Below are 26,038 nucleotides of genomic sequence, written 5' to 3'. Positions count from 1 at the left end.
CGCCACATCTGCAGTATGAGAAAACTATTCTTATTCGTTTTGTTAACGCAATTATCTTTTGTAAAAACATTTGCCGCGCAAACCCGGCCACAACCAACCGGCGACAGCGTAAACATCTATAATAAAATACTAACCTCCCCGGAGATGAAAGCCGATCTCCGGATTTTCCGCGAGATCAGGGAAAAGGCCAATTCCGGTTTATACCGTTACCGTTCTCCCAAACAGATCGACAGTATCTACAAATGGGCATTTAAAAAAATTAAAAAGCCGCTGAGCACCACCGAATACTTCAAAATACTGCTGCAGTTAACCGATTTTGAAGGCAGTTGTCATAACTACACAGAAGTAGGAAAAGATTTGTTGAATTTTCTCAATCGGCAGCGCAGCTTTTTTCCCTACGATGTAAAATATATTGAGGGTAAAATCATCTTTAATAACCAGACGCCGGAGATCCCCGCCGGATCACGTATCTTGAGCGTTAACGGCGTACCGGATACCACGCTGATGCATTCCTTTTACAAGTATTGCACCGCAGACGGATATACTACCACACAGAAATTAACAGGAAGTGTACAACGTTCTTTTGGGCTTCGCTACCTGCTGGAGTATGGTCTGACGGATAGTTTTGCCGTTAGTTTTCATCCACCCTACAGCAACGAAGTGAAACAGGTTACACTGCCTGCTGTTAAATTGGAAGCCCGGAAGGAAAATTTGCTGCACCGCTACAGTGCAGCAGTAGACAGCATTATAGATTATAATGTGCAGCCCAGGTATAGTTTCCGCATGATTAATAAATCGACGGGGCTGCTTAACTTCAGAATATTCACCATGGCTGCTGATCAGCGTGATCCCGCCTTCCCGGTGTATGTGCGTTTCATTGACAGTGTGTTCAGTGAGCTCGACAAAAACGCGGTACCTGATCTGATCCTCGATATCAGGAGCAATCCTGGCGGCAGCGATCCTACCTACGAGCAACCGATGATGTATCTTACCAATCATTCATTTAAAGAAAATACACTTGCCTATATCAATTTTGACCGGGATACTATCCCCTTTATGAAGTATTTCTGGGGAGTAAGCACCGACAGCAAAATGAGTCCCGAAGAACTGGTGGCAGGCAAACAGTTTCTGAAAGATAATTTCCAGCCGTTCAGCAATGGAAGAAGTTACCAGGATACTGTTTACAACCCGGTTTACTATCCCAAGCAACCTGCCTACAAGGGGCATGTATACCTGTTGATCGACGAAAATACCGCGTCCGCGGCTTCCCACCTGGCCTCGCTGATGAAAGCGTATGCCAGTAATACCACCATAGTGGGTGTGGAAACAGTAGGCGGTTACTACGGTCATAACGGACACGCGGGCGTGGTATACGAACTTCCGCATTCCAGGATTAAAACGAAGTTTTCTATTGTATACGTGGTACAGGATGCGCCTTTGAAACCTGATCAGCCGGAGGGAAGAGGAATTATTCCTGATCATGAAATATGGCCTGCTTTCGGTGATTTTATGGATAAAAAAGACACACAGATGGAGTATGTACTTAAACTTATTGAACGAAAATAGTCTCCAGGATTTGTAGCCGGCGCTGCAAATCAGGTTCCGTGGACTATTACGATCATCCGTCATTTCTTCTTATATTTAATCATAAACTTTAATACAATGGCAGACTTCATAAAATCAGGTGTTACCCAGGCACATATTTTTATTAATCTCGAATTTGTTACCGATATCGAAATCACCGGGGATCATAAAGCCATTCATTTTTACTACACCAACGACAGGAGAGTTGAATGGAAATATGACGATGAAAAACAGCTGGAAGAAGACCTGAACTTAATAAAGCATCGCAGCTCCGATAAATATAAAAGCCGTCAGAGTGGTTTCAGAATGAGCTGATGAGAGGTGGGTAAGCGATGGCATGCTTAATTTTATCGTCCACATATTATGTTTGTAGTTACTGTATGGAAAACGAGAAAAAGAACGTTTTTGAAGCGTACAATGTTATTGCCAGTTGGTTCGCAGAAAACCGATACCAGGGATTGATGGAGAAACCCTACCTTGATAGCCTGATTGATATTATTGGCGAGGGGGCCAGCGTGTTGGATCTTGGCTGTGGAACGGGAGAGCCCATCATGAAATATCTTTTAAAAAGAAAATTAAGGGTTACGGGGGTTGATGCCAGCTACCGTATGCTGGATATAGCAAAGGCTAATTTCCCGTCAGCGGATTTTCTGCAGGCAGATATGCGTCAACTTTCGCTCAGCCGGCAATTTGATGCTGTTATCGCATGGCATAGTTTCTTTCACCTTTCCCCTGAGGACCAGCTTTCCATGTTTACTATTTTCAAAAATCATTTGAAAAGCGGTGGCGTGTTATTGTTCACTTCCGGGGTAGAATATGGAGAAACCTGGGGCATGAACGGAGGGGTAAATCTGTACCTTGGATCACTGGATAAGGAGCAATACCGGGCGCTTCTGGAAGCGAATAATTTCCGCATTTTACAATATAGGGAAGATGATCCTGAATGCGGTAATGCTACCGTATGGATGGCACAACTATCTGGTTAACCGCGAGCGATTATATGTTATGCAACAAAGGATCAGCGTAATTGCGCTGATCCTTTGTTGTTTTATGGTGGTTTACCGGGCAGTATCTTTCAGCCAGGGTTTGCGGCCGGCTTCCAGGATAGGAAGGTTGGCTTCCGTTGGCACGTAGATGACCGCCTGCGGATTTTTTTCGATATTATCAATCCATAACCAGTGGAGATAGGCCTCATTGTTACGCAGTGATTCGCCGATGATCTGGTTGGAGCGGGCAACACCATGTGCGCGGATGGTATCGGCAGCGGCCAGCATGGCTGCACTTTCCATTTTGGCGCGTGCTTCCGCTACGGCTACTTCTTTGGATGCCTGCGCATGTGCCAGTAGTGCTTCACCTTCCATACGCTGGGAATATACCCGGTATTGGGGACAGCCCCATAATCCAAGTATCACTAAGCCGGTAAAAACCATCAGTACAAAGGAGGCCAGGGAGATAACAGATTTTGTATTCATACAGGTGATGTCCTGCACCGCAGGACGGGGTTTGGTTAGGATCCAAATATAGTTATATTCCCTATAGCGTATAACCCTGCGCGTAATGGCCTCTGTCACTAAAAAGCGGGATTTTCTGCTTTTATATACTTCAGCCCCTTCTTCACCGTTTATTAAAATTATATTTGTAGCGTTTTTCATTATTGCTATTATGATCGCATCCATATTAACCAGGCTTGAATCTTCCCGCAAGGAGTTACTGGATTTAGGTCTCAGGAATCCATTGTTGAATTACAAGCTGCCTGTTGGGAAGGGCTTACATATTGTAGAAGAACAATCCGCCGCCATTTATGATATATTGGTGCGGGAAAATAAAACCATGTCTTTTCTCGGACGGCCTGAAAAAAAGCCGGCCGAAGAAGTAGTGGAATACAATGAACCGGTATCAAAAGAAGCTTATAACGATACCCGTTTACAAACGAATGAGAACCAGGTAACGCTGCATGCAAAACTGCTGAACACCTACTACGCGGCACGTATGAGCATAGAGGAGCAAGGGGTAAATATCCTGTATATTTCACTGGGTATGCTGCAGTGGTACGAAGAAGCAGGCAGTGAAGAACCCCGTTTGGCCCCGCTTATCATGATCCCTGTGTCGCTTGACCGCTCCAGTGCGCGGGAACGTTTCCGGTTAAAATATTCATTGGAGGAAGTAGGCGCTAACATTTCCCTGCAGGCAAAAATGAAGGCGGATTTTAATATCCACATCCCGGACCTGCCGGATGCGGAGGATTTTGATGTAAATGCCTATTTAGCTGCCGTAGGGGAGGCGGTAGACAGTATGCCCAAATGGAAAGTGAACCCGGACGCCATTGAACTGGGCTTTTTCTCTTTTGGTAAATTTATGATTTACAACGACCTGGACGCCTCCAAATGGCAGCAGGAAGATGATATACTTACACATCCCATTATTCAAAGTCTTTTTGGCGGCGGATTTACAGACAATGCCCCACAAATACCGGAAGACGCATTTATAGATCACGATACCAAAGCGCATGAACTGTTCCAGGTGGTAGACGCCGACAGTTCCCAGATCATGGCTATGCTGGCTGTACAGGAGGGCCGCAACCTGGTGATACAGGGACCTCCGGGCACCGGGAAATCGCAAACCATTACCAATATTATTGCAGATGCCATTGGCCGTGGAAAAAAAGTATTGTTTGTAGCAGAGAAGATGGCCGCATTGGAAGTGGTAAAACGGCGACTGGACAATATACAGCTGGGAGAAGCCTGCCTGGAACTGCACAGCCATAAAGCCAATAAAAAGGAGCTGCACCAGGAGCTGCGCCGGGTGCTGGAACTGGGGCGCCCGTCTATCCAGAAATTACAGGAAGAAGTATTACTGTTAGATAGTTATAAAAAAGAACTGAATGACTATTGCCTCTCCGTAAACGGCGCTATTGAAAAAAGCGGGTTAACCGTTCACCAGGTGATAGGCCACCTGTTACGGTTAAACGAAGAAACCACCGGCATTACTTTGCCCGCGATACAGTTGCCGCAAATCAACGAATGGGATGCCAACGCCATGAACAAGGCCACCGCTATGGCATTGCGCATACAGGCCTGTTTGAGGGAAACCGGCGTGCCGGCAGCATTGACTTTCCGTGGCAGTGAGCTTACCGTGTTATTACCGCATGAACAGGCCGCACTAACCGGTTTGCTAAAAGAAGCATTTGCCGCGTTAACAACACTGGTGCAAACGACTACAGCGATCGCCGGGAAAATTGGGGTTCCGTCTCCGCAAAATATAACCGATACAAACGCGCTGATCAATATTTGTGACCTGCTGGCCCGGCAACCGGACCTGCAGGAAATTGATATTACCAACAATGCCTGGCTGCTGCATCAGCAGGACATTGCAGAATGGCTCGCTGCTGGTATAGCAGCTACTGCCGTACAACAACAATACCACGACATTTTTATTCCTGAAGCCTGGGAGCAAAATGTGATGGAGATCCGGCAGGATCTGCTGGCACATGGCGAAAAATGGTATAAATTCCTGATAGGCGCCTATAAACGCAGTAACCGGCAGCTGGCCGCATTGTGCAAACAGCCGCTGCCCGGCGATAACGGGGAGAAGTTGCAATATGTAGAAGCCATCATGGAGTTCAGGAGACAGGATGTGTTGTTGAAAGAACATGCTGCGCTGGGCAGCACCCTGTTTGGCAGCCGCTGGCAGAAATCACACACCGACTGGGAAGCGTTACAGACAGCTACCGCCTATCTCACGGAGATGCATAAACGTATTGCGGCAGGTACGCTTCCTGCAGCAGTAGCCGCTTATCTGCAAGCCTCCCGTGATGCTGCGGGGGCGCTGGCGGATAAAGAACAATTGTTCCGCTTATCGGAGGAACAGCAGCAACGCAGCATGGCCGTCTTACAAAAACTGGAAATGAACAGCCAGTATTACCCGGTGTTGTTTGCACAACAACAGGCCGTACTGCAAACATGGATAGAGAAATTACCGGAAATACATCACCTTATTTCCTGGAATAATATAACGGATACGGCTATACAGGAAAACCTGGAATGCCTCATTACACCTGTGAAAGACTGGGACGGCGCACATTTGCTATTGAAAACAGCATTACTGAAAACATGGTATGAGTACCTGGTGGAAACAGCTGTGAAGTCGCAACCTGCACTGCGCAAATTTGAGCGCGGCGGCCACGAGGAAATGGTACAGCAGTTCAGAAAGTTAGATGTGCTGAACTTACAGTATAACCGTGCCCGTGCAGCATTACAGCACTGGGAACAAATGCCGAAAGCAGATGCCGGCGGCCAGGTAAATATGCTGCGCACCGAATTTAATAAGAAGGCGCGTCATATGCCTATCCGCAAACTGATGCAGGAAGCCGGTTTGGCCATACAGGCCATCAAACCGGTATTCATGATGAGTCCCTTGTCGATCGCAAATTTTTTACCACCGGCTACGCTGGAGTTTGATCTCGTGATTTTTGATGAAGCCAGCCAGGTAAAGCCAGTCGAAGCGCTGGGCGCCATTTTACGCGGCAAACAACTGGTGGTAGTGGGCGATAACAAACAGTTGCCGCCTACCAGTTTTTTTGACTCGCTGACAAAAGAAGTGGATGATGAAGAAAATGTAACAGCAGATATGCAGAGCATCCTGGGGTTGTGTGATGCACAGGGTGCGCCGCAACGTATGCTGCGTTGGCATTACCGGAGCCGGCATGAATCGCTGATTACCTTATCCAATCATGAATTTTATGAAAACAGGCTGGTGATTTTCCCCAGTCCCGGCTCTAAAGAAAGAAAAGGGTTGGTGTTTCATCACCTGAAAGATACTGCCTATGATCGTGGTAAAACCCGTACCAACCCGAAGGAAGCAGAAATAGTGGCCGATGCGGTAATGGAGCATGCGCGTAAAAACCCGGGACTTAGTTTAGGGGTGGTAGCGTTCAGTACTTCACAGCGACAGGCGATCAGTGATGCGCTGGAGTTGCGCCGGAGGAAGGCGCCGGAGCTGGAATCGTTTTTCAGCGGGCACCAGGACGAGCCCTTTTTTGTAAAGAACCTGGAAAATGTGCAGGGTGATGAACGTGATGTAATCTATATTTCTATCGGCTACGGACGTACGGAAGAAGGCTATGTGGCAATGTCTTTCGGTCCGCTGAATAATGAAGGCGGTGAAAGAAGGTTGAATGTACTGATCACGCGGGCCAAAACCAGGTGTGAAGTGTTTACCAATATTACGGCAGACGACATTGATGTGAACCGCACAAAAAGTTATGGGATACAATCGCTGAAGAATTTCCTGTACTTCGCGCAGCATGGAAAGCTGTATATGACGGCGGAAACAGGGTTGCCGGCCGACAGTCCTTTCGAAGAGAATGTAGCGGCCAAGCTGGAGGCGCTGGGATATATTGTACGGAAACAGGTGGGGTCTAAAGGATTTTATATCGATCTCGCCATTGTGGACGCGGAAAATCCGGGGCGTTATTTAATCGGGATAGAGTGCGATGGGGCGGCTTATCACTCGGCCCGTTCGGCCCGTGACAGGGATCGTTTACGGCAGCAGGTACTGGAAGCTATCGGCTGGAAAATATACCGGGTGTGGAGTACAGACTGGTTCAGGGATCCACAGCGGGAACTGGACCGCCTGGTAGCCGCTATTGAAAAGGCGAGGGCCGCGGTGGCGATCGACGACCAGGCCGCGGCAGATATGGTGAAAGAAGCAGCTCCGGTATTGGCCAGAGAAGCAGTAGTGGATACAGAAGAGGAGGTGCCGGTATATGAAACAGCGGTGCTGCCGGATGAAATCAGGGAGCAGGAGTTTCATCTTTCCCCGATCGGCAAATTGTGTAACTGGATAGAGCAGGTAGTGACCGTAGAAAGCCCGGTGCACTTCGATGAGCTGGCCAGGCGTATGGTGGAAGCCGCCGGAATTACCCGGGTGGGCCCGCGTATCCGCGAAATATTACGGCATGCTGTCCGTCATTCGGATGCGAGTAAGAGAATAAAGATTAAAGGACAATTCCTTTGGGATACAGCATTGAGTACGCCTGTGGTGCGTAATCGCAGCCAGTTGCCGGCTACGGCCCGTAAGATCAACTATATCGCTGCAGAGGAAATTGGTGTGGCGCTTGAAAAAGTGGTGAAAGATGCCGTGGCTATTCAACGGGAAGATACAGTGCCTTTTATTGCAAAAATGTTTGGCTACAGCCGGGTAACGGAAGAAATGAAAGAAGAGATCCTCAAAGCGGTTGATATCAGCATTGAAAATAAATGTGTACAACAGGAAGGTGCGTTGCTGAAACCATGATATCGTACAGGAGATGTATCAAAAGCGAACATCTATTAATTTATTTATATTTGTTTTGTATTGATATTTAATGATGGCACGCGGTGGCATGTTTTTTCTTTTCCTGTTCGGGAAGATAGTTTTGTGAGGTAGGATTCATCAATAAATTCATCTAAGATGTTTCGCAATCATCTCCTTATTGCCTGGCGTAACCTTGTTCGTTATAAGTATTACTCATTGATCAATATCGCCGGTCTGGCTATTGGCCTTGCGGCCTGTTGGTTGTTGCTGTTGTATGTACAACGGGAAACCAGCTACGATAATTTTTATTCCCAGGGCGACCGCATTTACAGGGTAGTGAACCGGACCACGGGAGAGGGCAGTGATCTTAACCTGGCTATTACCGCTCCGCCTTTTGCCGCTGCATTAAAGAAAGACTACCCGGAAATAGCACAAACCACCCGCATAGATCCGGAGGGAGGGGCTGCCCTGAAATATGGAAAGAAGAAGGTGGAAGTGGGAGACATGTTTTTTGTGGACAACACTTTTTTTAACATTTTTGATTTTCCCTTTGTGGCAGGTGAGGCCACGAGTGCGTTGTCGCAGCCTAATTCACTGGTAGTTACACGTAGCCTGGCAGAGAAGCTGCTGGGAGGCGCAGGTGACGCAGTAGGAAAAACCGTGCTGACAGAGGATAGTACGGTATACCAGGTAACCGCTGTGATGGAAGATGTGCCGGCCAATTCCCATTTTTCTTTCAGCGCATTACGCTTGCTGCCACCTCATTATAATGAAAATGGCTGGCAGGACTTCAGCGTATATACCTACCTGTTATTGCAGCCCGGTGCAGAGCGAAAAGTGCTGGAGACCAAGTTGCCCATGTTTTTTGAGCGTTACCTGAAATCAAAAATGGGAAACGCCGGTTATAAGATGGAGCTGCAACCTGTGGCGGACATTCACCTGCATTCCCACCTGGATTTTGAAATGTCTGCCAACGGCAATATTCTTTATATCTACATCTTCCTTTGTATAGGGGCGCTGACCTTGCTGATTGCCTGTATCAACTATATGAACCTGGCTACGGCCCGTTCTTCGGCCCGTGTAAAGGAAGTAGGTGTTCGTAAAAGTATGGGCTCGCACCGGGAGGATATTGCACGCATGTTCCTGACGGAGTCTATGCTGCTTACGTTCTTTTCAGCCCTGTTGGCCATGGTACTGGTGATGGCATCACTGCCATGGTTCAATGCCTTTACTAATTCGCATGTTTCCATCTGGCAGTTTGGGGTAGCGAAAACCCTGGGAGTGATTACCCTGTTGTCGGTATTAACAGGTTTGCTGGCGGGTATTTACCCGGCGGTATTCATGTCGGGGTTCCGGATTGTAAACGCTTTAAAAGGCAAGCTGGGCATGGGGAATCATGCCGGCTTCCGGAAAGGGCTGGTTACTTTTCAGTTTATTGTAGCAATTGTGTTAACCGCCAGCACCATGGTGGCTTATGATCAGCTGCAATTTGTTATGAAAAAGAACCTGGGATTTAATAAAGACCAGGTACTTACTTTTCATATTCCCGATCAGCAAATGCGCACCAGGATGCCGGCACTAAAAGAGCAGTTACTTCGCAATCCGCAGATACAGCAGGCATCCGCGGCCAGTAATGCCATCGGAAAAAATGATATAGGCGGCCATGGATTTTTCTTTGAAGGAAAAAACGGCATGGCAACATCTACCTATATGTCCCAAAGTTATATGGTGGATGCTGACTACCTGAAAACGATGGGTATTACTTTACTGAGCGGACGTAATTTTTCTGATACGGGCGCCGCAGATGCGCATCATTCCGTGTTGGTGAACGAAACGCTGGTGAAGGCACTCAACTGGGATCAGCCAATTGGCAAACGGGTACAATGGATAAAAAATGTAAATACCTCTGATAGGGAAGAGCGTATAGTTGTAGGGGTTATCAAGGACTTTCACATCTATTCACTGCAACATAAAATTGCACCATTGGTATTGGAAATGCCTTCGCAAGCCCGTGATGAAGATAACGTGTACGTAAAGGTGAGTAAAACAAACATTCCGGCTACAGTAGCCTATATAGAAAAGGTATTTAAATCCTTTGATCCCGATCATAATTTTGGTTACAGTTTTTTAGATCAGAATTTTGCAAAACAATATGCAGGAGAACAGAAACAGGAAGCCATTTTTATGATGTTTGCTATGCTGGCACTGTTTATCGCCTGCCTGGGACTCTTTGGCCTGGCGGCTTTTACGGCAGTCCAGCGCACAAAAGAAATTGGTGTGCGTAAAACATTGGGTGCTTCCACCAGTAGTATTGTGCGGATGTTATCGAGAGATTTTATGAAATTATTGCTGATCGCCGCGGCAGTGGCATTCCCGCTTACCTGGTGGATTATGGATCGCTGGCTGAATCATTTTGCTTATCACATTGGTATCAGCATATGGGTGTTTGTATTAACCGGTGGCGCGATTGTAGTAATTGCACTGATGACAGTAAGCTTCCATGCGTTTAAAGCGGCGATGGCGAATCCTGTCAGAAGTTTGCGGGCAGAATAGATAATTTTCTCCGAATAGTAAAGAGGCTGTCTCCATAAAAAGAGACAGCCTCTTTGGTTTTGTAAACGCGACGATGATTTTCCGTTTTGCGTAAACCATTTTCCCGAATCAGAAAACCCGCTTATCATCCTGCCTGTATTTTTGCGGCTGATTTTTCATAGCATTTAACTAACCTATATGTCTTCATTTATCGGCCGGGGCATGGCACTGATATGCTTTTTGTGTGCGCTTTTCTTTACTGTTACAGCATCCGCAGCAACGGAACCATTATCTGCTATTAAGGGCGTGATCATTACTTCGGACGGAACACCTGCCGCATATGTAGCGGTTCAGATCAAGGAGAAAAACAAGGGAACACTCACCAATGAAAGAGGGGAATTTGTGTTTAAGAAAATGCTTCCGGGGCATTATACCCTGCAGGTAATGCTGATGGGATATAAAACGCTGACACAGGAAGTGATTGTAGTGAAAGACCAGATTGTGCAGGTGAGCCTGCAGCTGGAAGCATCTGACAAGCAACTGAAAGAAGTAACCATTAATGGTATGAAGAACCGGTACAAGAATGATACGCTTTCGGGATCACTGCGTTTAAGAACGCCTATCCTCGAAGTGCCGCAAAATATCCAGGTGATTTCCGGTACCGTGATGGCCGATCAACAGGCTTTTGATATCGTGGACGGTATTACCCGTAACGTGAGCGGCGCCAGCCGCGTAGGGCATTGGGATAACCAATATGCACAGATCAGGATGCGTGGGTCTAAAATTCCGGCTTTCCGTAACGGCATGAATATAGAAGCCAGCTGGGGTCCCACAGCAGAAGATGCTGCCATGATTGAGCGTATCGAATTTGTAAAAGGTCCTGCCGGATTTATGCTGGCAAACGGTGAACCCGGCGGCTTTTACAATGTAGTTACCAAGAAACCAACCGGCAATACAAAAGGCGCCGCTACCATCAGTATGGGTAGTTTCAGCACTTACAGGGCTGCATTGGATTTTGACGGGAAACTGAGTAAAGATGGGAAGCTGCTTTACCGGTTAAATATTGCCGGCCAGCAAAAGGATTACTATACCAAATACAACTATAACAACCGCTACCTGTTTGCGCCGGTATTAAAATACGTGGTAGATGACCGCACTTCCGTTACCCTCGAGTATACGTTTCAGGGGTCGAAGTACCTGGCTAACGGGAATTATGTCTTCTCCAAAAAGAAAATACTGGATGAAAATATCTCCAATGATTTCTTCTATGGAGATCCTTCCCTGGAGCCGGGTAAGCTGAGGGATCACAGTATATATCTCTACTTCGATCATAAGCTGAATGATAAATGGGAAGCGCATGCGCAGGTGGCTTACTTCAACTTTAACATGGTGGCTAACAGCATATGGGCCACCAGTATGGAAGACAATGGCGATATGAAACGGTATTACAGTGTAGCAGATGAAGCCGGAGAGAATCGTTTTGCCCAGGCCTCCTTTTCAGGGGAGGAATATACCGGATCTGTACGTCACCGGATACTGGCGGGTATTGATATGGGAAATAAGAAGTTCTGGGGCGATTTCAGAACGCTGACGCCTAACCTGCAATTGCCGAAAGGAGTGCCCTTCAACGTATATAACCCGGTGTATGGAATTGCTTTTGATTCTATTCCTAAAACAGACAGGAGCCAGAGTGTGAGAACCAGGGCCGGATCTACTACCTATGCTTCCGTTGTAAATTATACTTCTGCGTATATACAGGATGAACTCGGATTTTTTGATAACCGGCTGCGTTTATCCCTGGCTGCACGTTTCACTTATGCAGAAACAGTAGGTAAAACAAAGGCCGCAGAACTGAAAGATAATGTAGTAACGCCACGTGTAGGACTGAGTTATTCGATAGATAAGCACACCACGGTTTACGGATTATTCGATAAATCCTTTGTGCCTGTGCCCGGCCTGGATTCCAATTTAAACGCCTTTAAACCTATTACCGGCGTGGATGTAGAGGCGGGTGTTAAACGGGAGTGGTTTAATGGCCAGCTGGTAACTTCTGCATCTGTTTACCGGATCAGGCGTCAGAACTCACTGATCACACTGAATATGAAAGATAGTCGCGGTGCAGATGTACAGGAGCAGCTGGGCGAAACAGAAACCAAGGGAGTGGAAATAGATGTAAACGGAGAGATTTTACCGGGGCTGAATGCTACCCTGAACTATGCGTACACGGATTCCAAAATATCGAAAGAGCCGGCGAACGCTAAAACAAAAACGTTGGGTAATATTACGCCCAATACTGCCAAACATATCACTAATGCATGGCTGAACTATAGAATCAGCAAAGGATGGCTGAATGGATTTGGCGTGAGTGGAGGTATACAGTGGCTGGCAGACAGGGTAGTTGGCAGTACGTCCACGAAGCCTAATATACCAAACTATTTCCGCGCCGATGCCGGTTTGAATTATGCAAAAGGAAAGTATAATGTTTCCCTGCTGGTAAATAACCTGCTGAACGATCAGAAGCTGCTGACAGCAGCGTCCATCCCTGCTGCCGGTGGTATCTATAGCTATATTGTGGAGGCCAGGCGTAATTTCAGGATGACGATCGGGTATAGATTTTAATAGCTGTTAGATTTTAGCTGTTAGCTTTTAGCAGAAATGCAGCGGATTTTTTTCTTGCCCAGGATTAGACTGATTTTGATGATTTTCAAGATTTATTTTTTTGATTAAAAAGATTTTAAAAGATTTTGGAAGATCCTGGCCGAAATATCCGCTTAGATCTTCCAAAATCTTTTAAAAATCAAAAAGGAAAAAATCCTGAAAAATCGTCAAAATCAGTCTAATCCTGGGCAAGAAAAAAATCCGCTGCATTTTTGCTAGAAGCTAATGGCTACACTGTTGTTTTAAAGCAGCGCATACTGATGCTGCCATTTTGTATTTCCTCGTAAGTAAATTCTATTTCCTCGTTTTTGTTAACCAATCCGAGGGTATAGAGCATGGGGAGGTAATGGTCGTTGGTAGGAATCGACAATTGTGCTTCCCTGCCGAGGTTTTGATAATTTACCAGGTCGCTGAAGGCTTTTTGTTCCAGTTTTTGTTTTACGGTAGCATCGAAAGAAAGGGCCCAGTCGAATGGTTGGGCGTTGTCGCTAAAGGAGATCTGTCTCAGGTTGTGCACGATGTTACCACTTCCCATGATCAGTACGCCTTTATTTCGCAGGGCTTTCAGTTCTGCCGCCAGTTTGAAATGATATTCCGGTGGTTGGTGATAGTCGATACTCAGCTGGAATACCGGGATATCGGCCATGGGATACATATGTTTGAGTACAGTCCAGGAGCCGTGATCGAGTCCCCATTGATCATCTTCCATAACATTGGTGGAGGTGATCAGTTGTTTGGTTTCCCTTGCCAGCGCCGGCGCCCCGGGGGCGGGGTACTGTACGGCGTAGAGGGCTTCCGGAAATCCGCCAAAATCGTGTATGGTTTGTGGTTGGGGGGCTACCAGCACATGTGTGCCTTTGGTAAGCCAGTGTGCGGATATTACCAGGATGGCGGCAGGCTTCTGCGGTAAGTCCTGTCCCATTTTGCCCAGTGCGCGGGTAAAGGCGTTATCGCTGATACCGTTCATGGGGTTACCGTGACCAATGAACATCACCGGCATCTGACCGGTACTTTTATATTCGCTGGTAATATTTCTGAGATCGTTGAGTTGCATGCTATTCCTCCTGATGGCAGCAATGCCTTTGATGATAAATATTTATTGTTGGAACTGGCGTAGAAAATCGGCCAGGCTCATTTTTTCCAGTTTATGGAGCAGCGCGCTTTCGATTTCCAGGTAGAGGTGGTCGAGGCGTTGTTTGATCTGCTTCCCCACCGGGCAGTCCGGGTTGGGTTCGTTTTTGCTGTTTCCCAGCAGGGAGGCCTGTTGTACGGCGTGAAATACTTCTGAGAGCTGGATCTTTTCCGCTGGTTTTGCCAGGGTAGCTCCGCCGTTTTTGCCTTCTTTACTTTCTATCAGCCCGTGGTTGCGGAGGTTGCTGATTTCCTTGCGTACCAGTACGGGGTTGATGTTGATGCTGCCGGCGATGTAATCAGATGACAACAATTCCCCATCCGCGCTGGCCAGCAGCGTGAGAATATGCATTGAAATGGGAAATCTTCCGTTGTTCATTCTGTAATTCCTTTTATTACAGTACAAAAGTACAATAATCAAGGCAAATGGAAAAATTTTTACCGGTGGGTGTAGAAGTACACGATGCTGGCGATAATAAGGACGAGTATGATCAGCACGATAACGCAACCATTTTTATTGGGTTTTTTCACGGCGCTGCTGAGTCCCCGCGCGGCAATAAGGCTTTCTACGGCTTCTTTGGCCTCCAGCAGGCCCAGGTTGGCGCCGGGTTGTTTATTCATTTCGGTCAGGTAATATCTGACCGCGGGCAGTTTGCCGGCGCCCATTGCCAGTTGTATTGTTTTTTCTTCGATGGCCCTGGTAGCAGACCTGCTTTTTTGGGTGGAAGGGTGATCATTTCCGGAAATTACCCGCTGGCATTGTTGACAAACCAGCATTACATTAAATGGATCTTTTTCTGGTATAGTGCGTATAATATGAGGGCTCCCACACCAGGGACATGCAAGTTCAGTGCTCATTAATGGTGGAATATTTTTGTTGACTACAGCTTAAGATAGGAAAAGTTTCTTAGCTTTTAGCTATTAGGGGAAATGCAGCGGATTTTTTTCTTGCCCAGGATTAACGGTGATTATGATGATTTTCAGGATTTTATTTTATTGATTATCAGATTTTAAAAGATTTTGGGAGATCTGGGTGAAAATATCTGCTTAGATCTCCCCAAATCTTTTAAAATCAAAAAGAAAAAAATCCTGAAAATCATCATAATCACCGTTAATCCTGGGCAAGAAAATCCTGGGCAAGAAAATCCTGGGCAAGAAAAAAATCCCCGCTAGTATCCTTTCTTCAGGTGCCCGGCGAAGGCTTTTTTGAATTTTTCCAGTTTAGGCTTAATCACAAAGGTGCAATAAGGCTGCGAACCGTTCTGGTTATAATAGTTCTGGTGATAGTCTTCCGCAGCGTAAAAATTGGTCAGAGGCGCTATCTCTGTCACAATTGGTTTGTCGTAGGCCCCTGACTCCTGCAGTTTTTTCTTGTATAATTCGGCTTTTTCCTTTTGTTCTTCACTATTATAGAAGATAACGCTGCGGTACTGGGTACCTACGTCGTTACCCTGCCTGTTGAGCTGTGTAGGGTCGTGGCTGAGCCAGAATGCCTGCAGCAGCTCGTCATAGCTGATTTTGGCCGGGTCGTAGGTGACTTTGATGACTTCGGCGTGGCCGGTGGTGCCGGTACATACTTCTTCGTAGGTGGGGTTGGCTACGTTGCCGCCGGCAAAGCCGGATTCTACTTTAATTACCCCATCCAGTTCCTGGAATTGCGCTTCTGTACACCAGAAGCAGCCGCCTCCAAAGGTAGCGGTGGCCGTTTTTTGATTGTTGCTTACTTCCATGTCCCCTGGTACTTTATCCTTTTTGTTTTGAGCGCAGGCAAAAAGCGCCAGTGCTATCAAACAAATGAAAATTGAATATTTTCTCATAAAATAAAATTTTAAAGATGCAGATTTTTTTATATGACCCGGAATTAACACTGTAGCGGGATTGCAGTGTGCCGGAGCATCTTTATATTGCCTGCTTCTTTCACTATTTACGTAATATGTGATGCAGGAGAACGACAAGTTAAGTAACTTTAACATTCTTTTGGAGTTTCCAGGAACCCGTGGGGTACTCCGGAAGGCATTTAAAACATACGTCAGCAGCAGCAGGAACAGATATAATAAGCCGGAATAACCGGATACGTTTGATAGCATAATGACAAATAAGATGAACAAGAACTAATATTTCCCGGATAACGCTTTCCCCGCCACAATGATGGCAGCGCTTTTACGCGCCCTGATCGTAAACCTTTTACGCAGACACAAACAGGTACTGGCTTGTTTGTGCCTTCTTACTTTAAATAAATAACACTTGAAATATTTTCCTGAATCTGCGTTAATGCAGTTGGAATTCGACAAAGTACAGGCATTGCTGCAAGAGCATTGTAAAACAGAACTCGGCAAGGAGATGGCCGCAGAACTGCGCCTGCATACGCATATAGATTACGTTAAATCAGCCCTTCAACAGGCACACGAATACAAGCAACTCACCCTGTTACAGGAGAATTTCCCGAACGATTTTATCCTGAACCTGAAAAGGGAATTGCGTCTTCTTTCTATCGAAGGGGCGGTACTTACCGGTGAGCAGGCCATGTTGCTCCGCAAGCTGGCAGAAAGTATGCACAGTATTGTCCGCTTTTTTGATCACGACCGCCGTTTACAATACGGGGGGCTTTTTGAAGTGATCAAAGACACCCATTATGAGAAGAAGATTACCGCTACCATTGATGAGGTGCTGGATGAGCTGGGGCAGGTAAGGGATAATGCTTCCCCGGAACTGGCCAAAATCCGGATGTCGCTGTTCCGCAAAAGAACGGAACTGCGCCGTGTATTTGACCGTATTCTCCAAAAATTACAGAAACTCAACTACCTGGCCGACCAGGAAGAGGCGTTCCTCAACGGACGTAGGGTGGTAGCCATCTACGCGGAAAACAAGCGTATGGTCAAGGGCCTGATCCATGGCGAATCGGATACCCGTAAAACGTCTTTCCTGGAACCGGAGGAAACGATCGAGCTTAACAACGAGATCCAGTCCCTGGAACGGGAGGAAGGCCGTGAGGTATACCGGATACTCAAAGCCATGACATCGGCGCTGAGTGGCTATTCCGGTTTGCTGAACAGCTACCACGAGATACTGGGCACTTTCGATTTTATCCGGGGAAAGGCTAAACTGGCCCTGGATATGGATGCCAACTACCCGATGCTGTTGCCACACGCCCAGCTAAACCTGATACAGGCCTATCACCCGCTGTTGCTGTTGTATAACAGGAAGAACCAGAAGCCCACTATCCCGGTTAATATTAACCTGGATAAGGATGCGCATATACTGGTGATCAGCGGACCCAATGCCGGTGGTAAAACCGTTACCCTGAAAACCATCGGGCTTATACAGCTGATGTTACAGTCGGGGCTGCTGGTGCCGGTACATCCCTCTTCCCAGATGGGCATCTTCAAACAACTGATGATCCACATTGGGGATACCCAATCGCTGGAGTTTGAGCTGAGTACCTATAGCTCCCATCTGAAAAACATGAAGTATTTCATGGAGAATGCCAACGGCAAAACCCTGTTCTTTATAGATGAACTGGGTAGCGGTTCGGATCCTAACCTGGGAGGGGCTTTTGCAGAGGTGATCATGGAAGAACTGGCCAAGAAGCACGCCTATGGCGTGGTGACTACGCACTATCTGAACCTGAAAGTGATGGCCAATAAGGTAAAGGGCATTATCAACGGGGCCATGGGTTTTGATGAAGAAACATTGTTGCCCATGTATAAGCTGATGGTGGGTAAACCGGGCAGCTCCTATACTTTTTCCATTGCCGAGCGTATCGGGCTGCATCCTTCACTGATTGCCAGGGCCAAGAAACTGGTGGATGAAGGCCATTTCCAGCTGGATAAGCTGCTGAATAAAGCCGAACAGGATCTGCAGAAGGTAGAAACCAAGGAAAAGGATCTGCAGAAGCTCCTGAAGGAAAATGAACGGTTGAAAAAGGAGTATGAGATACTGGCTGATAAAGAACGCAAGCAACAGCAGTATACATTGCTGAAGTTGCAGAACCAGATCAAGGAAGATGACCTGAATTATCTGAAAGATATGGAGCGTAAGCTGAAACAGATCGTGATAGAATGGAAGCGTGCTGATGATAAGGAAAAGGTGATGAAGCAGGCCGAAATACTGCTGTTCCGTCGTCGCGAAAAACAGCATACCGTGCAACTGAATAAAAAAGTGCAGGATAAATTTGAGGAAATCAAAGGACAGATAGAGGTAGGGATGCAGGTGAAGATTGTGACCAACCGCCAGGTGGGCAAGGTGCTTGAGATCCGTGATAAGCGGGCTATTGTGAAGATTGGTAATATTCCTATTAATGTGAAGCTGAGTGACCTGGTGCTGGTGCAGGAAAAACCCGCAGAAAAAGTAGATGAGGGGAAGTGATATAGACAACCGGCTTTAATATAGAAATTATCTATACGCGGTATAGTTGGAGTAAGGTTGTTTAATCAGCTACCTTTACCTCGTTAAATTTAAATGATGGTTACCTATAAAATATTAAACCAATGGAAGTATTAGAACGTGTTGTAACACGGAATTCGGAAGTACAGGTTTATAACTGTGACTACGCAGAAGGGGCCAACTTTTTCATGAGTGAATGGAACGGACGTGAATGTATGGGGGATATGAATATTCCTCATCGTCATAACGGATATAGCATAGATATATTGATAAAAGGCAGCATCCGGCAGTCGATCGATTTTAAAAAATACGATATGAAAGCGCCGGCGCTGATGCTGATGGAGCCTAACCAGGTACATCAGCACGAAATGGGGGAAGATGCAGAGTTAATCAATATATATTTTACGAACGACTTCCTGGTGCCCGAAATGCAGGGAGTGGTGAGTTGCTGGCGTTGTGTATTCAGTTCCGGTATGGTGCCGTTGAATGAGGAACAGCTGGAAGAAGTGTTGTCATATGCAGACCTAATCAGGAAAGAATACAGCGGTGATAAGCTGCGTAAGGAAGCGATTATCCGTAATCTGTTGAATGCCTTTGTTATAGCCTGCGGGCGTATTTCAGAACCATCCGGCAACTGGATGAATGCTGAAAGTTCGCAATATAATATGGCAAGACAATTTAAGATACTGGTAGATCAGCATTTTCATGAAAAAGCGCAGGTATCTGACTATGCAGAGATGTTGTACGTTTCACCGGGTCATTTAAATGACACTGTAAAAGCATTGCTTGGCAGAAATGCAAAATTCATCATTGATGAAAAACGCATTATGGAAGCAAAGCGGCTACTGTACTGGGGGGAACACTCTATTAAGCAGATTGCTTCGCAGTTGAATTTTGAAGATGATGCCTATTTTAACCGCTTTTTTAAGAAGCATTCCGGATTCACCCCGGCATCATTTCAAAAGAGTATCCGTGAAAAGTACAACTAAACCCGTAATAATTTAAATGCCCGTTAACATTAAATATCTATTTTTGCATTGTCTTTAAAAAATATGATGTCGCCCGTGCATCATTCAAAATTTTGAAAACCGATGAGAAGTTATTAGCGGCCGACCGCAAACTTTCAGTTTCTTTTTTACAGTAGTAACAAATTGCTGTGCTCAAACGTATAATGTGCTGTAACATTATAGGTGCCTGAGCGTCGCGGGGCTGCCTACCTGTATAACCACAACCCGATTGCTGTCATTGATCTTGATTGCTGCGAAGCAAGGCTGTCTTTTATTGGCCTGTTTCGTTAAAGGGAATCTTATTGTTAGTCGTTTAAAAAAAATGTAGTATGAAACCATTGAAATCAACATTTACAAATTTGCCGGCAGGCTTACTCTATAGCTTTATAGTTCTTTCCGTAATGTCTGCCTGCAGCACGTCGCAGGCCAAAAATGAAGCGCCGCCACCACCATCTTTACCTGTAATTAAAGCAGTTACATTACCTGCCACAACGTTTCAGGATTTCTCTGCTTCGGTAGAAGGAACCCGTGATGTGGAAATAAGACCACAGGTAGACGGCTATCTAACGAATATTTCAGTAGATGAAGGTGAATATGTTAGAAAAGGTCAAACACTTTTCACGATCGACAGAAGACCATATGTAGAGCAACTCAACAATGCCACTGCAAATTTACAAGCTGCAAACGCGGCATTAGAGAATGCACAAATCAACGTTGATAAATTGAAACCGCTACTTAGTAATAATGTGGTATCGGATGTTCAATTAAAATCGGCCGAAGCAAGTTACAATTCAGCGAAAGCTAGCGTTGCCCAGGCACAGGCCCAGGTAGAAGCCGCCCGTATCAATCTTGGGTTCACAAATATTAGCGCACCTGGCGATGGTTATGTAGGTAGTATTCCCTTTAAAACGGGAAGCCTTATCAGCAGAGGAATGGCAGGCGCATTGACTACTATTTCTGAAGTAAAGGATATGCGTGTTTATTTTTCTTTGAGTGAAACCGATTTCCTCAAATTCAAGGAAAAATATCCAGGTAATAGCATTGCTGAAAAAGTAAAAGGAATGCCGGCGGTAGAATTAATCCTGGCAGATGGAAGTGTTTATCCTGAAAAAGGAAAAGTTGAAATAGTGGAAGGGCAGTTCGACAAAACTATTGGTGCAATTAGTTTACGTGCCAGCTTTCCTAATGCACAGGGAGTACTTAGAAGTGGTAATACCGGTAAAGTAAGAGTACCTACTTTACATGCTGCTGCATTGGTAATCCCCCAGGAAGCCACGTTTGAATTGCAGGACAAAGTGTTAGTTTATACGGTGGCCGATAGTAATAAAATCGTTACAAAACCGCTAACCATTTCTGGCAAAACGTCTAATTATTATTTTGTTACTGATGGCGTTAAGGAGGGAGATAAGATTGTATTATCTTCTCAATCTACCATGATGATGGGTGGTTTAAGAGATGGCGTTGTTATTCAGCCACAGATGGTATCTACAGATAGTTTGCTGAAAGTAAAGCCGCTGCTTTAAAATAATTAAGCGTGAAAGCACGCCAGTGTTAAGAACGTTTACACAAAACATTATTCAAATTGTGACGCAGGCAGTGTTGTTACACACATGCACTGTTTGTGTTCGTGCGGACATACCGCAACCCATAATTGTTATTTATGTTAAAACGATTTATTGAAAGGCCGGTGTTATCTACGGTTATTTCTATCATATTGGTTATACTGGGAGCGTTGTCTTTATTCTCCCTGCCTACGGCTTTATTTCCTGAGATTGCGCCGCCATCTGTACAGGTTATAGCCAATTATCCTGGCGCCAACGGGGAGGTGATAGCCCGTACAGTTGCTATTCCGATAGAAGAATCGGTAAATGGTGTGGAGAACATGACGTACATGACCTCCAATTCCAACAACGATGGTAGCTACATCTTGACAGTTTTTTTTAAACAAGGAACGGATCCTGATATTGCGGCGGTAAACGTACAAAACCGCGTATCTAAAGCGAATAGTCAACTACCTCCCGAAGTATTACAAGCCGGGCTTTCTACACAGAAGGTGCAGAGCAGCTTCCTGATGTTTGTGGCGATATATAGCGAGGATAGCGTTAAGTATAACGAGCTGTTCTTAAATAACTATGCAAGAATTAATATCATCCCTCAGTTACAACGTATACCTGGGGTGGCACAGGTACAGCCATTTGGTTCAAAGGATTATTCGATGCGTATCTGGTTGAAACCCGACCGGCTTGTTGCTAACAATCTTTCTACAGCAGAAGTGATGAATGCGATCAGAGATCAGAACGTAGAAGCTGCACCAGGGCGTTTGGGACAAAGTAGTAAAGAATCTTTCGAGTATATTATTAAATACAAGGGAAAGTTAAATAAGCCTGAAGAGTATGAAAATATGGTGATTAAGGCAAAGAGCGATGGTTCTGTTCTTCGCCTTAAAGATTTGGCCAGGGTTGAACTTGGCGGCTATACTTATACTGCCTCGAATTTGCTCGATGGCAAACCGGCTACTGGTTTTGGTATTGTGCAGACACCGGGTTCCAATGCCAATGAAATTCTTACTGAACTGGAAAGACAGATTGGAGAGTTTGATAAGGCGTTACCCGAGGGTATGAAGTTTAAGATAATGTACAACTCGAAGGAATTTTTGGATGCATCTATCGACCAGGTAAAAGAAACACTGGTCATTGCGTTCATCCTTGTGGCCATCGTGGTTTTCATTTTCCTGCAAGATTTCCGCTCTACATTGATCCCGGTAATTGCTGTTCCTGTTTCGATTATAGGTACTTTCTTCTTCTTACAATTATTCGGCTTTAGCATTAACCTGCTTACATTGTTCGCATTGGTACTGGCTATTGGTATTGTGGTGGATGATGCCATTGTGGTGGTAGAAGCCGTACACTCAACGATGGAACGTGAGCATCTACCGGCAAGAGAGGCAACAGTTAAAACGATGAGTGAGATATCCGGTGCGATTGTTTCGATCACATTGGTAATGGCAGCAGTGTTTGTACCAGTGAGCTTTGTACAAGGTCCTGCAGGTGTATTCTATAAACAATTCGCCTTTACACTGGCCATCGCTATCTTTATTTCTGCGGTGAATGCGTTAACGCTAAGTCCGGCGTTGTGTGCTTTATTCTTAAAGAACCAGCATATAGGCGAAGGTGGAAAGAAAAAAGGTTTTGGCGCCCGCTTCTTCGACGCGTTTAATACCGCTTTTAATGCCATGACGGCAAGATATATACGGAGCATCAAATTCCTGCTGAAGAACAGATGGGTGGCCATTACCGGGTTATTGCTTGTGGTGGTTGCCACCGTTTGGCTGATCAAAACAACACCTACCGGGTTTATTCCGGATGAGGATCAAGGGTTCGTGGTTGGTATTACCCAAACACCTCCCGGTAGTTCACTTAGCAGAACGGAGAATGCAACGGCCCAGATTAGTAAAATTACGTTGAAAGATGAGGGGGTGAGCGATGTATGGGCTGCAAATGGGATGAACTTCGTAACAAATGCGAACGCTTCCCCTAATGCTGCGATATTTGTACGATTAAAAGATCGTAAGGAAAGAGGTGTTGTGAAAGACCCTACTGCTATTGCAGGCGGTTTGTTAGGCAAATCAATGCAAGTACATGATGCCTTAACTTTTTTTGTTGGTTTTCCAACAATACAGGGTTTTGGTAATGTGAGCGGGGTAGAAATGATGTTGCAGGACAGAACCAACGGATCGCTGGAGAAATTAGCAGGAACGGCATGGGGTTTTGTTGGTGCATTAAGTCAGCGGCCTGAAGTGGCAAGTGCCTTCACTACTTTTAATACCGGTAATCCACAATACACAATTGATATAGATGATGTAAAAGTGAAACAATTGGGTGTATCTGTGGGTGATTTGTTGAGTACGCTACAAACATATTATGGTAGTAGTTTTGTTTCAGACTTTAACCGTTTCGGGAAATATAGCCGCGTAATGGCGCAGGCAGATATTTCATACCGGATGGATAAAAGTTCGTTGGATGCTATTTATGTAAAGAACAACCTGGGTACGATGGTACCGGTAAGTACAGTGGCCAAATTCACACGTGTATATGGCCCGGAAACAGTTACACGAAACAACCTGTATACTGCTGTTACCATTAATGCTACACCCAAACCAGGTTATAGTACCGGTGATGTAATTGCAGCTATTGGAGAAGTATCGAAAAAGGCGTTGCCACAAGGCTATACCTATGAGTTTACGGGTATTACGAGGGAAGAGATAAGAGCAGGAAACCAAACTGCGTTCGTGTTTTTACTGAGTGTATTGTTCGTATTCTTCCTGCTGGCTGCACAGTATGAAAGCTATATCCTGCCCCTGGCAGTAATCCTTACTGTACCTACGGGTATATTAGGTGTATATAGTTTCATTGGCTTTAGCGGTATAGAGGGCAATATCTACGTACAAATAGGTATGATCATGCTGATAGGATTATTGGCTAAAAATGCGATCCTGATTGTGGAGTTTGCCTTACAACGGCGAAGGGCGGGCTATAAGCTTGTTCCGGCGGCTTTGGAAGCAGCACAGCTTCGTCTTCGTCCAATATTGATGACTTCCTTTGCCTTTATTGTTGGTATGTTGCCATTGATCTTTACACAAGGTGCATCTGCCAAAGGCAATCATTCAATTGGTTGGAGTACTGTAGGTGGCATGTTTACCGGGGTGGTCCTGGGGGTATTCATCATACCTGTGCTGTTTGTAATTTTCCAGTTCCTGCAAGAGAAAATCAGCCGTAAGCCGATAGTGGAAGTGGAAGCAGAACATGTGGCAAAGCTGGTACACTAATAGCGGCAGGAAAAAATATTATCAGATTCAGAAAACAGACAAATGAAAACAAGATATAGCTCATTTTATTTTTTGTTATTCTCTTTAGTTGTAGGTTTAGCAGCATGCCGGGTTGGCCGCAATTATGAGCGGCCGCCGGTGGCGCTGCCCCAGCAATTTGGAAATGTTGCTCCTTCAGATAGCAGCATAGCAGAAATGGAATGGAAAAGATTTTTTACTGATGCCGCGTTGCAGCAGTTGATAGACAAAGCCGTTACCGGCAACTACGACCTGCAGCTGGCGGCTAAGAGAGTGGAATCGGCCCAGGCCTATCTGAAACAGGCCAAGGTGGCGTGGTTGCCGGCTTTTAATGCTACTGCATCCGCCAGTACCAACTTCCCCTCCAAGAACAGCTTCAATGGTTTGAACCTTTCCGTTAACAACCTGGGAGATCATATTGAAGATTTCAACCTGGGTGTTGGTATGTCATGGGAGATAGATATCTGGGGCAAAATACGCCGTCAGAAAGAAGCGGCGCTGGCAACCTACCTGCAGTCGTATGAAGGAGCGCATGCCGTGCAAACCGGTCTGGTAGCCGCTGTGGCCACCAGCTATTTCAACCTGCTGATGCTGGACAACCAGTTAAGCATTGCCCGCAGAAACCTGAGTTTGAGTGATACCATTGTAAAGATGATCCGTTTACAGAAAGCTGCCGGTGAAGTAACCGAGCTGGGTGTACAACAGGCCATTTCACAGCAGCAAACAGCAGAACTGCTGGTACCGCAGCTGGAGCAAGGTATTGCCATCCAGGAGAATGCGCTGCGTATTTTAACAGGCGAACTACCGTCAACGATTACACGTAGCAGCAAACTGGCTGATTTCCAGGTAACGGATTCCCTGCCAACAGGTATTCCGGCTTCCATGATCAGTCGTCGCCCGGATGTACGTGCCTCTGAAATGGGCCTGGTAGCAGCTAACGCACAGGTGGGGGTAGCACAGGGCAGTATGTATCCAACGCTTACCATCACCGGTAGTGGCGGTGTGAATGCGTTTAAGGCCAGCACCTGGTTTAACCTGCCAGCCTCCCTGTTTGGTACTGTTGCCGGCGGACTGGCACAGCCTATTTTCCAGCGCCGCCAGTTGAAAACACAACTGGAAGTAGCTAAAATACAGCGTGAGCAGGCGGTGATAACGTTTAAGCAGTCGGCCCTGAATGCGATAGGAGAGGTGAGTGACGCGCTGGTGAAACTGGATAAAGTAAAAGTACAGCAAGAGATTGCGCAGCGACAGGTAAATACCTCCCAACTGGCGGTACAGCAGGCCCAAATGCTGTTCCGCAGCGGGCTGGCCAACTACCTGGAGGTAATTACGGCACAGAGCCGTTCCCTGCAGGCAGAGCTGGCACAGGCAGATATTGACCGTCAGCGTTTAAGCGCTATGGTGGATCTGTATCGTTCCTTAGGGGGCGGATGGAAATAATTTTCACGGATGACGGATCAAAGCGGATGACCAACAGCTGAATTTTAAGAATCGTTACCTGAGATAATTGTCGCTTAGGTCCGTCATTTGTAACAGATAAATCCCGGTTTACGCTTAGTGAACCGGGATTTTTGTTTTTTAAACCCTTTGTGGTGGCTGGTTTTAA

General features: G+C 45.9%; 16 protein-coding genes. 11 read left to right on the top strand and 5 right to left on the bottom strand.

Features of this window, described 5'->3' with window-relative positions; genetic code table 11:
• The first annotated feature begins 15 nt into the window (after positions 1 to 15).
• The 3 genes from KE626_RS08630 to KE626_RS08620 all read left to right on the top strand — a co-directional run bounded on the left by KE626_RS08630 (position 16) and on the right by KE626_RS08620 (position 2,570).
• The gene (locus tag KE626_RS08630) at positions 16 to 1,566 is read left to right on the top strand and encodes a S41 family peptidase (protein ID WP_211972467.1); all 1,551 of its coding nucleotides are present in this window, start codon (positions 16 to 18) and stop codon (positions 1,564 to 1,566) included.
• A 96-nt stretch (positions 1,567 to 1,662) separates the two neighbouring features.
• On the top strand, positions 1,663 to 1,899 hold the full coding sequence (locus KE626_RS08625; protein WP_211972466.1) for a hypothetical protein: 237 nt from the start codon (positions 1,663 to 1,665) through the stop codon (positions 1,897 to 1,899).
• Positions 1,900 to 1,964: 65 nt separating this feature from the next.
• On the top strand, positions 1,965 to 2,570 hold the full coding sequence (locus tag KE626_RS08620) for a class I SAM-dependent methyltransferase (protein WP_211972465.1): 606 nt from the start codon (positions 1,965 to 1,967) through the stop codon (positions 2,568 to 2,570).
• 72 nt (positions 2,571 to 2,642) lie between these two features.
• Here the strand turns inward: KE626_RS08620 and KE626_RS08615 are convergent, their stop codons facing one another.
• Positions 2,643 to 3,056, bottom strand: coding sequence for an SPFH domain-containing protein (locus KE626_RS08615; protein ID WP_211972464.1), 414 nt, complete (start codon positions 3,054 to 3,056; stop codon positions 2,643 to 2,645).
• A gap of 190 nt (positions 3,057 to 3,246) precedes the next feature.
• On the opposite strand from KE626_RS08615, the gene proA reads away from it, so the two are divergent.
• From proA to KE626_RS08600, 3 genes are all read left to right on the top strand, one after another.
• Entirely contained in the window at positions 3,247 to 7,878 is a 4,632-nt protein-coding gene (proA, locus tag KE626_RS08610) for an anti-phage protein ProA (protein ID WP_211972463.1), read from the top strand.
• Positions 7,879 to 8,034: 156 nt separating this feature from the next.
• On the top strand, positions 8,035 to 10,431 hold the full coding sequence (locus KE626_RS08605; RefSeq protein ID WP_211972462.1) for an ABC transporter permease: 2,397 nt from the start codon (positions 8,035 to 8,037) through the stop codon (positions 10,429 to 10,431).
• 177 nt (positions 10,432 to 10,608) lie between these two features.
• Positions 10,609 to 13,029 (top strand): TonB-dependent receptor, encoded by a 2,421-nt coding sequence (locus tag KE626_RS08600; protein WP_211972461.1) that lies wholly within the window; start codon positions 10,609 to 10,611, stop codon positions 13,027 to 13,029.
• 268 nt (positions 13,030 to 13,297) lie between these two features.
• Here the strand turns inward: KE626_RS08600 and ygiD are convergent, their stop codons facing one another.
• From ygiD to msrA, 4 genes are all read right to left on the bottom strand, one after another.
• Positions 13,298 to 14,122: a 4,5-DOPA-extradiol-dioxygenase gene (ygiD, locus tag KE626_RS08595; protein ID WP_211972460.1), complete on the bottom strand. Its 825-nt coding sequence runs from the start codon at positions 14,120 to 14,122 to the stop codon at positions 13,298 to 13,300.
• A gap of 42 nt (positions 14,123 to 14,164) precedes the next feature.
• Positions 14,165 to 14,578, bottom strand: a complete 414-nt coding sequence (locus KE626_RS08590) for an RrF2 family transcriptional regulator (protein ID WP_211972459.1) — start codon at positions 14,576 to 14,578, stop codon at positions 14,165 to 14,167.
• Between the two features lie 59 nt (positions 14,579 to 14,637).
• The gene (locus KE626_RS08585; protein WP_211972458.1) at positions 14,638 to 15,057 is read right to left on the bottom strand and encodes a hypothetical protein; all 420 of its coding nucleotides are present in this window, start codon (positions 15,055 to 15,057) and stop codon (positions 14,638 to 14,640) included.
• A gap of 311 nt (positions 15,058 to 15,368) precedes the next feature.
• Positions 15,369 to 16,016 carry a peptide-methionine (S)-S-oxide reductase MsrA gene (gene msrA / locus KE626_RS08580; RefSeq protein WP_211972457.1) on the bottom strand — a complete coding sequence of 216 codons (648 nt, stop codon included), beginning with the start codon at positions 16,014 to 16,016 and terminating at the stop codon, positions 15,369 to 15,371.
• A gap of 427 nt (positions 16,017 to 16,443) precedes the next feature.
• Between msrA and KE626_RS08575 the strand changes: the two genes are divergently transcribed.
• From KE626_RS08575 to KE626_RS08555, 5 genes are all read left to right on the top strand, one after another.
• Complete coding sequence (locus KE626_RS08575) at positions 16,444 to 18,564, top strand: endonuclease MutS2 (protein ID WP_211972456.1); 2,121 nt, start codon at positions 16,444 to 16,446, stop codon at positions 18,562 to 18,564.
• Between the two features lie 122 nt (positions 18,565 to 18,686).
• Positions 18,687 to 19,571, top strand: coding sequence for a helix-turn-helix domain-containing protein (locus KE626_RS08570; RefSeq protein WP_211972455.1), 885 nt, complete (start codon positions 18,687 to 18,689; stop codon positions 19,569 to 19,571).
• Positions 19,572 to 19,918: 347 nt separating this feature from the next.
• Positions 19,919 to 21,112: an efflux RND transporter periplasmic adaptor subunit gene (locus KE626_RS08565; RefSeq protein ID WP_211972454.1), complete on the top strand. Its 1,194-nt coding sequence runs from the start codon at positions 19,919 to 19,921 to the stop codon at positions 21,110 to 21,112.
• Between the two features lie 137 nt (positions 21,113 to 21,249).
• Positions 21,250 to 24,414, top strand: a complete 3,165-nt coding sequence (locus tag KE626_RS08560; RefSeq protein WP_211972453.1) for an efflux RND transporter permease subunit — start codon at positions 21,250 to 21,252, stop codon at positions 24,412 to 24,414.
• A 42-nt stretch (positions 24,415 to 24,456) separates the two neighbouring features.
• Positions 24,457 to 25,872, top strand: coding sequence for an efflux transporter outer membrane subunit (locus KE626_RS08555; RefSeq protein WP_211972452.1), 1,416 nt, complete (start codon positions 24,457 to 24,459; stop codon positions 25,870 to 25,872).
• Positions 25,873 to 26,038: the final 166 nt, after the last annotated feature.

Source organism: Chitinophaga hostae (assembly GCF_018224885.1).
Lineage (GTDB): Bacteria > Bacteroidota > Bacteroidia > Chitinophagales > Chitinophagaceae > Chitinophaga > Chitinophaga hostae.
Note: the sequence above shows the minus strand (reverse complement) of the source record. Positions and strands in the feature narration are given on the sequence as shown.

What these genes read in the sequence shown, in the direction of transcription:
- KE626_RS08630 (WP_211972467.1), top strand. Translation starts at nt 16, where the DNA reads ATGAGAAAACTATTCTTATTCGTTTTGTTAACGCAATTATCTTTTGTA.
- KE626_RS08625 (WP_211972466.1), top strand. Translation starts at nt 1,663, where the DNA reads ATGGCAGACTTCATAAAATCAGGTGTTACCCAGGCACATATTTTTATT.
- KE626_RS08620 (WP_211972465.1), top strand. Translation starts at nt 1,965, where the DNA reads ATGGAAAACGAGAAAAAGAACGTTTTTGAAGCGTACAATGTTATTGCC.
- KE626_RS08615 (WP_211972464.1), bottom strand. Translation starts at nt 3,056, where the DNA reads ATGAATACAAAATCTGTTATCTCCCTGGCCTCCTTTGTACTGATGGTT.
- proA (WP_211972463.1), top strand. Translation starts at nt 3,247, where the DNA reads ATGATCGCATCCATATTAACCAGGCTTGAATCTTCCCGCAAGGAGTTA.
- KE626_RS08605 (WP_211972462.1), top strand. Translation starts at nt 8,035, where the DNA reads ATGTTTCGCAATCATCTCCTTATTGCCTGGCGTAACCTTGTTCGTTAT.
- KE626_RS08600 (WP_211972461.1), top strand. Translation starts at nt 10,609, where the DNA reads ATGTCTTCATTTATCGGCCGGGGCATGGCACTGATATGCTTTTTGTGT.
- ygiD (WP_211972460.1), bottom strand. Translation starts at nt 14,122, where the DNA reads ATGCAACTCAACGATCTCAGAAATATTACCAGCGAATATAAAAGTACC.
- KE626_RS08590 (WP_211972459.1), bottom strand. Translation starts at nt 14,578, where the DNA reads ATGAACAACGGAAGATTTCCCATTTCAATGCATATTCTCACGCTGCTG.
- KE626_RS08585 (WP_211972458.1), bottom strand. Translation starts at nt 15,057, where the DNA reads ATGAGCACTGAACTTGCATGTCCCTGGTGTGGGAGCCCTCATATTATA.
- msrA (WP_211972457.1), bottom strand. Translation starts at nt 16,016, where the DNA reads ATGAGAAAATATTCAATTTTCATTTGTTTGATAGCACTGGCGCTTTTT.
- KE626_RS08570 (WP_211972455.1), top strand. Translation starts at nt 18,687, where the DNA reads ATGGAAGTATTAGAACGTGTTGTAACACGGAATTCGGAAGTACAGGTT.
- KE626_RS08565 (WP_211972454.1), top strand. Translation starts at nt 19,919, where the DNA reads ATGAAACCATTGAAATCAACATTTACAAATTTGCCGGCAGGCTTACTC.
- KE626_RS08560 (WP_211972453.1), top strand. Translation starts at nt 21,250, where the DNA reads ATGTTAAAACGATTTATTGAAAGGCCGGTGTTATCTACGGTTATTTCT.
- KE626_RS08555 (WP_211972452.1), top strand. Translation starts at nt 24,457, where the DNA reads ATGAAAACAAGATATAGCTCATTTTATTTTTTGTTATTCTCTTTAGTT.